General features: G+C 44.7%; 2 protein-coding genes and 1 pseudogene. 1 reads left to right on the forward strand and 2 read right to left on the reverse strand.

The genetic code is table 11. The annotated features are described in order from the left end of the window. Both B7Y67_RS18370 and B7Y67_RS18375 read right to left on the reverse strand, forming a co-directional pair. Positions 1 to 186 (reverse strand): annotated as a pseudogene (locus tag B7Y67_RS18370) (long-chain fatty acid--CoA ligase); the annotation flags it as partial. Positions 187 to 214: 28 nt separating this feature from the next. Beyond that, positions 215 to 778 (reverse strand): 5'-methylthioadenosine nucleosidase, encoded by a 564-nt coding sequence (locus B7Y67_RS18375; protein ID WP_293599868.1) that lies wholly within the window; start codon positions 776 to 778, stop codon positions 215 to 217. A gap of 11 nt (positions 779 to 789) precedes the next feature. On the opposite strand from B7Y67_RS18375, the gene B7Y67_RS18380 reads away from it, so the two are divergent. Continuing rightward, on the forward strand, positions 790 to 1,276 hold a 487-nt coding region (locus B7Y67_RS18380; protein WP_293599869.1), incomplete at its 3' end, for an adenine phosphoribosyltransferase.

Below are 1,276 nucleotides of genomic sequence, written 5' to 3' on the forward strand. Positions count from 1 at the left end.
ATCTTTTGACAGAATATCCAGCTGACGGTAGCTGATTTTGTGACCCATCGACTCTATTGCAATTCGATCGGGGTAGCTAGCAAACGATTCCTCCAAGAAATCAACAATCGATGCGTGTCCAGCCAGATCAATCTCATGAGGAACTCCCTCGAGATAATTTTTGAGCCAAGGAAACTTTGGGTTCATCAGAAATTCTTGGGTTTATCCGAATGCTCTATGCGCTTAATAGATCTTGGAGCTTGCTTACATACAGCTCTTGGCCATGATTGACCCGATGCTTCCACTCATTTCCGGAGTCTGAATTAGCATCATCAGTCACATACTTAAAGGATTGCCACGGGATATTAAATTGATAGGCAATGCTAGCAATTGCAAATAGTTCCATATCAACAACATCTACACCCTGCTCTTTCAACCAAGGGTCATGGGCCGTCACAAAACTATCGCCCGTACCGCAGACATGATCACCATTCAACGAGAGATACTCAACTGGTTTTGGGCAAAAAGGGGTTTGACCCCTGGGCGCTAATGGCACAGTCATCATGTCACGTTGTATCACCTTCCCTATCTCGAGCAAACCAGCAAGAGATGGATTAATTTTCCCAACAGTACCAAAGTTAATAATCTGTTTTGGCTCAAATTGATGTATAGCTTGCAGGGTAGCTGCAGTAGCATTAATCTTGCCAACCCCTGAATACACAATACCCACTCCCGGCGGCAAGGCAGCTTGATTGAGTTCGGACTCTAATGCGGTAATAATGAGCAATTGTGTTTTCATATCAGCCAAAAATGAATTTACTAGATTATCTACCCGGAGTCCCTGACTTCCCAAAACCGGGGATTCTCTTTCGGGATATTTCACCCCTACTTGCAAATCCCGCTGCATTTAAAGAGGCTGTACTGCAATTAGAGGCCCTAGCCAAGCAGTTTGACTATAGCCATATTCTGGGCATTGAGTCTCGCGGCTTTATTTTTGGCTCCGCCCTAGCCAACCATGCCCATAAAGGATTTGCACTGGCTAGAAAGCCCAATAAACTGCCATTAGCAAGTCATCGGGAGTCCTACGGACTTGAATATGGATCAGACTCCTTGGAGCTTCAACAGTCAACCTTACCTGCAGGTTCTCGAGTATTAATTGTGGATGATGTTTTAGCAACTGGTGGCACCATTATCGCCGCTTCTGACTATACTCTTGAGGCGTTGCAGCGATATTTTGAATATGGTCTGCCTCCAGGTTCATTTTTAAGTTCAGTTCTCCGAAATGATTTAATGGGTG

This window comes from Polynucleobacter sp. 35-46-11 (assembly GCF_002281105.1).